The 7,211-nt window shown below is 72.9% G+C and carries 6 protein-coding genes and 2 pseudogenes; 4 read left to right on the top strand and 4 right to left on the bottom strand.

Going from position 1 to position 7,211, the window contains the following annotated elements; all coding sequences use genetic code 11:
• The first annotated feature begins 143 nt into the window (after window positions 1–143).
• The 3 genes and pseudogenes from ACFXB5_RS51515 (at window position 144) to ACFXB5_RS51505 (ending at window position 2,243) form a co-directional block, all read left to right on the top strand.
• Window positions 144–1,001 carry a 3-hydroxybutyryl-CoA dehydrogenase gene (locus ACFXB5_RS51515; protein ID WP_385222498.1) on the top strand — a complete coding sequence of 286 codons (858 nt, stop codon included), beginning with the start codon at window positions 144–146 and terminating at the stop codon, window positions 999–1,001.
• Between the two features lie 27 nt (window positions 1,002–1,028).
• Window positions 1,029–1,301, top strand: a pseudogene (locus ACFXB5_RS51510) (isochorismatase family protein); the annotation flags it as partial.
• A 31-nt stretch (window positions 1,302–1,332) separates the two neighbouring features.
• A pseudogene (locus tag ACFXB5_RS51505) lies at window positions 1,333–2,243 on the top strand (GlxA family transcriptional regulator).
• Window positions 2,244–2,284: 41 nt separating this feature from the next.
• On the opposite strand, the gene ACFXB5_RS51500 reads toward ACFXB5_RS51505, so the two are convergent.
• Window positions 2,285–3,052 (bottom strand): MgtC/SapB family protein, encoded by a 768-nt coding sequence (locus tag ACFXB5_RS51500; protein ID WP_385222501.1) that lies wholly within the window; start codon window positions 3,050–3,052, stop codon window positions 2,285–2,287.
• A gap of 278 nt (window positions 3,053–3,330) precedes the next feature.
• Between ACFXB5_RS51500 and ACFXB5_RS51495 the strand changes: the two genes are divergently transcribed.
• On the top strand, window positions 3,331–3,588 hold the full coding sequence (locus tag ACFXB5_RS51495; protein ID WP_262700857.1) for a hypothetical protein: 258 nt from the start codon (window positions 3,331–3,333) through the stop codon (window positions 3,586–3,588).
• A 22-nt stretch (window positions 3,589–3,610) separates the two neighbouring features.
• Here ACFXB5_RS51495 and ACFXB5_RS51490 read toward each other — a convergent pair whose 3' ends face one another.
• The 3 genes from ACFXB5_RS51490 to ACFXB5_RS51480 all read right to left on the bottom strand — a co-directional run bounded on the left by ACFXB5_RS51490 (window position 3,611) and on the right by ACFXB5_RS51480 (window position 6,957).
• The gene (locus ACFXB5_RS51490; RefSeq protein WP_044568677.1) at window positions 3,611–4,141 is read right to left on the bottom strand and encodes an NUDIX hydrolase; all 531 of its coding nucleotides are present in this window, start codon (window positions 4,139–4,141) and stop codon (window positions 3,611–3,613) included.
• An 80-nt stretch (window positions 4,142–4,221) separates the two neighbouring features.
• Complete coding sequence (locus tag ACFXB5_RS51485) at window positions 4,222–5,559, bottom strand: transcriptional regulator (protein WP_385222494.1); 1,338 nt, start codon at window positions 5,557–5,559, stop codon at window positions 4,222–4,224.
• Window positions 5,560–5,739: 180 nt separating this feature from the next.
• Window positions 5,740–6,957 (bottom strand): PP2C family protein-serine/threonine phosphatase, encoded by a 1,218-nt coding sequence (locus ACFXB5_RS51480; RefSeq protein WP_385222491.1) that lies wholly within the window; start codon window positions 6,955–6,957, stop codon window positions 5,740–5,742.
• Window positions 6,958–7,211 lie beyond the last annotated feature (254 nt).

Below are 7,211 nucleotides of genomic sequence, written 5' to 3'. Positions count from 1 at the left end.
CGGGCGCACAAGACCCGCGGCGGGGGGGGGGCGGGGGGGGGGTCGCCCCCCCCCCCCCCCGCCCCCTGCCGATAACCGGAGGGTAACGTCTGGGGCGACAGGGGGACGGCACAACGGACAGTTGGACCAGCGAAAGGCACGATGTGACCGACATCGAACGCGTCGGAGTGGTGGGCTGTGGCCAGATGGGTGCGGGCATCGCGGAGGTGTGCGCCCGATCCGGCCTGGACGTCATGGTCGCGGAGACCACGGGCGAGGCCCTGGAGATAGGGCGTACCCGGCTCACCAACTCCCTCGGGAAGGCCGCGGAGCGCGGCAAGATCACCGAGGAGCAGCGCGACGCGACGCTGGACCGGCTGAGCTTCACCACCGATCTGGGGGAATTCGCCGACCGTGATCTGGTGATCGAGGCGGTCGTCGAGAACGAGCAGATCAAGACGGAGATCTTCCAGGTCCTCGACCAGGTGGTGACCCGCCCGGACGCGATCCTGGCCTCCAACACCTCCTCCATCCCGCTGGTCAAGCTGGCCGTCGCCACCTCCCGCCCGGACCAGGTGATCGGCATCCACTTCTTCAACCCGGCCCCGGTGCAGGCGCTGGTGGAGCTGATCCCGGCGCTCACCACCGGCGACGAGACCATCAAGCGCTCCGAGGCGCTGGTCGGCGACATCCTGGGCAAGCACGCCATCCGCGCCCAGGACCGCGCGGGGTTCGTGGTCAACGCGCTGCTCATCCCGTACCTGCTGTCCGCCATCCGGATGTTCGAGTCCGGGATCGCCAGCCGCGAGGACATCGACAACGGCATGGAGCTGGGCTGCGCCCATCCGATGGGCCCGCTGAAGCTGTCCGATCTGATCGGCCTGGACACCATCGCGGCGATCGCCGACTCGATGTACGAGGAGTACAAGGAGCCGCTGTACGCCTCTCCCCCGCTGCTGCTGCGGATGGTGGACGCGGGCCGCATGGGACGCAAGACGGGCTCGGGCTTCTACACGTACTGAGCCGGACGCGCGCCAGGTGACGGCGGGCGGCTGGTCGGCCTCGCCCGTGCCGAGGGGACCAGGTGCTGGGTGCCGCACACCGAACCCGGCAGCGGGGGCGCGTTCGACCCGGAGCAGGGGCGGACCCGGCTGCTGGAGGAGCTGGAGCGGCCGGCTCCGGGCGAGCCGGTCCTCCACAAGACCGCCCACAACGCCTTCACCACCACCCGGCTCCAGCGGCTGCTGACCGAGGCGGGCGTGCGCGAGCTGGTGGTCCGCGGGATCCGCACCGAGCAGTGCGTGGAGACCACCGCCCGGGTCGGCAGGAGGCGGAGTCGGGAGCCTCCACGGCATGAGCCGGGTGGTGTTCGTGCTGGTGCCCGGGGTCCATCTGCTCGACCTGGCCGGACCGGCCCAGGTCTTCGGCACGGCGGCGGATCTCAGGCTGCCCTACGAGCTCGGCTATCTGGCCGAGCGGGAACTGGTCCCCACCGCTCAGGGCCTGACGCTCAACGCGCGGACCGAGTGGCCCGCGACGGGCCCGGACGACCTGGTCGTGGTGCCGGGCTGGCGGATCTCACCACCGCACGACGGCCGGATTCCCGGCCCGGAGTCGCTGGAGCGGCTGTGCGCCCACCACACGGCCGGGGGCACCGTGGCCAGCGTATGCGCCGGGGCGCTGGCGCTGGGACGGGCGGGACTGCTGGACGGCCGCCGGTGCACCACCCACCATGAGCTGCAGGACGAGCTGACGGCCCGGCACCCCCGGGCGACGGTGGTCAGGGATGTGCTGTTCACGACCGATGACCGGGTCGTGACCTCGGCGGGCATCACCAGCGGTATCGATCTGGCGCTGCATCTGCCGGCCGTGCGGCACGGGCCGGTGCTCGCCGCCCAGGTGGCCCGGAACATGGTCGTCTACGCCCGCCGCAACGGCGATGAACCGCAGACCAGCGCCATGCTGCGGCACCGCTCCCATCTGGACGACGTGGTCCACCGGGTTCAGGACGTCATCGACACGCGGTTCACCGAACCGCTGTCGCTGGCGCGGCTGGCCGTCGGGGCCGGGGTCAGCGAACGCACCCTCACCCGGCTGTTCACCCGCGCCACCGGCGGGCTCACCCCGCTGCGCTATCAGCAGACGCTGCGGCTGGAGCGCGCGGAGCATTCGATCGGCCAGGGCTCTACGGTGGCGGCCGCGGCGCGGGACGTGGGTTCGACGACGCGCGGATGCTGCGCCGCCTCCGGGCGCGGGCGCTCTGACCTCGTCAATGCGAGGTCGTCAGTCGGAGCCGTCGAGGTCGTCAGTCCGAGCCGTCGAGGTCGTGGCCCGCGTCGGCGCCGAGGACGCCGTCCAGCTCGGAGATCTCCCCGACCAGCTGGAGGACGTCCCCGGTGCCCTCGAGGGCGAGCATCACCTCGGCGACGCCCGTATCGGCGGGCCGGGCCTCCTCCTCGGCCCGGACGATCCGGGTGGTGCGGTCCCGGCCCTTCCACGGCGCCCGGTCCACCCGGACCCGCAGCACCTTGTACCCGGCGGTCGTACACAGCTCCAGCACGCGCGGCAGCAGTCCGGCACCCACCCGGTACGAGAGGCTCAACTCCACCCGTTCGGCCGACCAGACCGTCGGCAGCCGGCGGGTGAGCAGCGGATAGCCCCGGATCACCAGGAAGTGCACCGCGGTGGCGGCGGTGGCCAGCAGGGCCAGACCACCGCCGCAGGCCATGCCCACCGCACAGGTCAGCCAGACGGTCGCGGCGGTGGTCAGTCCGCGGACGGCGTCCCGCCGGACGAAGATCAGGCCGCCGCCGATGAAGCCGATACCGGAGACGATCTGCGCCGCCACCCGCGAGGGGTCGAGGCCGACGTGGTCGCGGAACAGCACATCGGCGAAGCCGTACTGGGAGACCTGCATGAACAGCGCGCTGCCCACACCCACCAGGGTGTGGGTGCGCAGCCCGGCGCTCTTCTGCTGCACCGCCCTCTCGAGCCCGATCAGGGTGGACAGCACCAGCGCGACGCCGAGCTCGGCGAACTGCCGCACTCCCTGGTCGGCGCCGAATTCCCACATCGGAGCGGCGATCAGTCGCACATCCGTCCCTTCTGTCCGGCCTGTCCGGCCTGTGGATGGATCCGCTCCATCCGGTCCGCCCGCCCCTCGCGGTCACTTCTCTCGACCGCCGTCCCCCATGAGTACCCGGTGAGTACGCGCTGAGGACCGCCTTTCGCACGGGGTGTGCGCCGGTGACTCACACACCATCCCCACACACGCTCCCGCACCACCTGCGCATGCGCTTGACTCGGAGCGTCACCACTGCATGGACGTTACATCCGGAAGGGGATCAACCCGTGACCACCGAGCCCGAGCAAGCCGCGTTAGCCGTGGAGCTCGCGGAACTGCGCCGGACCGTCGAAGTGGGCTTCACCCGCGTCGACGGCCGGCTCGCCCTGCTCGACCACCGCGGAGAGCAGGCTGAGGAGGACGTGAACCAACTGGGCGGGCGGATACGGATACTGGAGCACGGACGCTGGCCGCTGCCCTCCATCGCCGCCCTGACCGGGCTGTCCGCCCTGGCCGTCGCGGTATGGCAGGCGGCAGGGCACTAGCCCGGACGGCCGGCGGCCCGGCCTAGCCGAGCCTGATGTGGTGGAGCAGCAGCAGCGCGGCCGCCATGTTGGCCGCGGGTACCTCACCCCGCGCCACCAGGTCGGGCACGAGCTTCAGCGGCACCCACTCGCGGCGGTCCGACTCGAAGTCGTCCTCCGGGTGCCCGACGTACGACGCCTCCTCGGCCCAGTAGATGTGGTGCCGTGCGTCGGTGAGCCCGTTGGACGGCTCGACGGAGAGCAGATGGCGCAGCGGGCCGGGCCGCCAGCCGGTCTCCTCCTCCATCTCCCGGGCCGCCGCGTCGGCGATGTCCTCACCGTCCTCGACGACGCCCGCGGCCAGCTCCCAGCCCCAGGCGTCGGTGATGAACCGGTGCCGCCACAGCAGCAGCACCTCGTTGGCCGCGTTCACCGCGGTGGCCACGGCCACCGGGCGCAGCCGGATCAGATAGTGATCGAGTTGACGTCCGTCGGGGAGCCGGACATCGGCGAGGTTGACCCGGAACCATCGGTTCTCGTACACGGTCCGCTCCCTGAGGTTCTTCCAGCGCACTGTCAGCCACCTTTCGTCGCACGGGAGGCCATCCTGAGCCACCCGCTGACGAGAGTGCGGACCCGCGAGCGGAACCGCGGTCACAGAGGAACGCGCAGTGCTCCGTCGATGAGTTCGGCGGCCTCGGCCGTCGCGGCGCTTCCGCTGGCCGCGAGGTGTTCCCGTACCGCCCGCAGTCGGTCGCGTAACCGCTGGGACTCCATGCCCCGCGCCCGCTCGGTCATCTCCACCGCGGTGGCGCCCGCCCGGTCCGCCTCGCCCTGGCGGAGCTCGATATGGGTGAGCATGGCGAGCCGGTGCACCCGGCCCCGGTCATGGGCCGGGGTGCCGACCGCGGCGGCGGCGTGCTCGCGGGCGCCACCGAGGTCGCCGAGGCTCAGCAGCGCCTCGGCCACCTGGACGTTCACCAGACCTGGCTGGACATAGCCGGTCTCGTCGGGCTCCTGACCCGGTCTGATCCGGTCGGCCGCGGTCTCGGCACGCCGGATGCAGGACAGCGCCCCGGCGCCGTCGCCGAGCCGGGCATACGCCTTGGCCTGCATGGCGTAGAGGTCGGCGGCGAGCGCGGGGGTGATCTGGGAACCCGCGGCGCGCAGCGCCGACTCGGCGAAGGCGACCGCCTGCCGGTACTCCTTCATGAAGAGGGACTGGTTGACCAGCAGCGCTATCACATACGCGCCCAGGCCCCGGTCACCGCTGGCCTTGGCGAGCCGCAGCGCCTGGTGGAAGTAGCGCTGGGCCAGGCCGTGCGCGTTGGAGTCGTACGCGCAGATCCCGGCGATGGCCACCAGGCCGCCGGTCGTCCGGTGCAGCTGGCGACCGGTGTCGTCGGCGTAAGCCCCGCGCAGCAGCGGCGCGGCCTCGGAGTTGAGGAACCCCACCACCCGGGTCCGGGTCGCGACACCGCCGGCCTTGCGGTACATCTGCTCGTAGTGGGCGCGGGCGGCGCGCAGCGTCTCGATATCGGTCATGCTGACGCGGGTCAGCCCGCGCCGGGAGACATCGGAGTCCTCGGGAGGGTTCTCCCACTCCCACACCGGGATGACGGCCGGGGTGCCGGTGACCGCCGGGGCCTCGACGACATGCGGGCGCTGCTGTTCGTCCGAGCGCCACAGCGCGGTGGCGCGCTCGACGAATCCGGAGAGCGAGGTGGCGGGGCCGCGGACGCTGCCGGGGGTGCCGAGGCCGATGTCGTCCAGGGTGAGGGCGCGGTGCAGCCGCTCGCCCAGCACCTCGCAGATGAGGTCGGGCACCTGGCCGCGCGGCCGCTGGCCCTTCAGCCACCGGGCCACCGCGGTGTGTTCGTACCGCAGCTTCATCCCCCGGGCCCGGCCCGCCTCGTTGACATGCGCGGCCAGCCCCGCGTGGGAGACCCCGGCCTCGTCGAGCACGGAGTCGAGCAGTGTGTTGGGCTCCATCTCGCCCTCCCGAAGCGCTCGGTGGCGCCAGCGTAATGGAGGGCGATTCGCACGGGGTGTGAATCGGGACGGGGTGGGGCCGCGCTACGGGGTGTCCGGCGGACCACGCGGCGGAGCCGCGTATCGATGCCGCCGGGAAGGGGAACAGCTCGCCGCAGCCGTCAAGAACCGCCGGACACCCTAGGCCCGGTGGGCGTCGGCGGCGGGGCGGGTGAGAGCGCTGAGGCCTGAGAGCGGGCAGTGGTCGTAGCGCAGGGCGAGCAGCGCGACGTCGTCGGCGAGCCGGCCGCCGGTGTGGCGCAGCAGCGCCGAGCGCACCCCCGCCACGACCGCCGCGGGGACGAGCGGTCCGGCGCCCGCGGCCTCGGACAGAGCGCGGCGCAGTGGGAAGAACGTGCCGTGGGCGTCGCGGGCGTCCTCGGCGCCGTCGGTGTGCAGCACCAGGGTGTCGCCGGTCCCCAGGGAGCCCCAGTGGGCGGTGGGGAGTTCGGCGGGGAGCGGGAAGAGGCCGAGCGGGGGCAGCACCTCGCCGGGCGCGGCCTGCCGGGCCAGGGCCGGGCCGACGGGCTGTTCGCGGAGGCGGTACGGCCAGGGGTGACCGCAGTTGAGCGTGGTGACCTCGCCGTCCCGCCCCACCTCCAGCAGCAGGACGGTCACGAACTCCTCGTCCACATGGCTGTCCAGCGGGCACTCCCCGTCGGCGCGGGCCCGCAGATGGCGCTCCAGGGTGCGGTCGAGCCGCCGCAGCACCTCGCTGAGCCGGGGTTCCTCATGGGCGGCCTCGCGGAAGCTGCCGAGCACGGCGGCCACGGTGCCGATCGCGGCGAGGCCGTGCCCGCGCACATCGCCGATGATGACGCGGACGCCATACGGGGTGGCCAGCGCCTCGTAGAGATCGCCGCCGACGGCGGCGCCCCGGCTGGCCGAAAGATGGCCGCCCGCCAGCTCGATACCCTCCAGCCGGGCCGGGAGCGGCCGCAGCACCACGTCCTGCGCCGCGGCGGCCACCGCCCGGAGCTCCTCCAGCTCGCGGACCAGCCGCACCTTGCGGCCCGCCGTGAGATAGCCGCCGAGGGCCACGCCGACGATGGCGCAGCAGGTGACCAGCGGGGCGTGAGGATCCGTCACCTCGCCGTCGGGCTCCGGCGCGGTCGCGGGGCCGAAGGCGAACAGCAGACCGGCGCCGCCGAGCAGCAGCACGCATCCGCGGCGGCCGCCGCTCGCGCAGGCGATGGCGGGTGCGGCGGCGATGAGGGGGACGACCTCGGTGTGGTGCGGGGTCAGCAGCTCCCAACAGATGACACCGAGCACCCACAGACAGGCGACGGCGCGGGCGACCGCCCGCAGACTCCGTGCCCTCCGTACGAACGCGCCGCCGACTGCCGATGTCCCGATCATGTGTCGCCCCCAACGCCGGCCAATGAGGCGGTCGGCCGGGCCTCCGGACGGTCGGTCCCGTATGGGCCGTACGACCGGCACGATTCTTGCGACAGCTTCTGCCAATTGGACCAGCCGCCTCCGTATCTCACCTGATCGGGTGACCGCGGCCTGGGCGCCCATCCGAACACCCCGCCGCACCGCGGACGCGGTGTCGGCTGTTCGCCGCCCACCGGGAGGCCGCGGGCCGGGGGCTACTGCGGGGCAGTAGCCCC

Source organism: Streptomyces sp. NPDC059455, assembly GCF_042750115.1.
GTDB lineage: Bacteria > Actinomycetota > Actinomycetes > Streptomycetales > Streptomycetaceae > Streptomyces > Streptomyces endocoffeicus.
This window is presented reverse-complemented; position numbering and strand designations above follow the sequence as displayed.

Excerpts from the sequence above, each read along its gene's own strand:
- ACFXB5_RS51500 (WP_385222501.1), bottom strand. The coding sequence starts at position 3,052 with ATGTGGGAATTCGGCGCCGACCAGGGAGTGCGGCAGTTCGCCGAGCTC.
- ACFXB5_RS51485 (WP_385222494.1), bottom strand. The coding sequence starts at position 5,559 with ATGGAGCCCAACACACTGCTCGACTCCGTGCTCGACGAGGCCGGGGTC.
- ACFXB5_RS51480 (WP_385222491.1), bottom strand. The coding sequence starts at position 6,957 with ATGATCGGGACATCGGCAGTCGGCGGCGCGTTCGTACGGAGGGCACGG.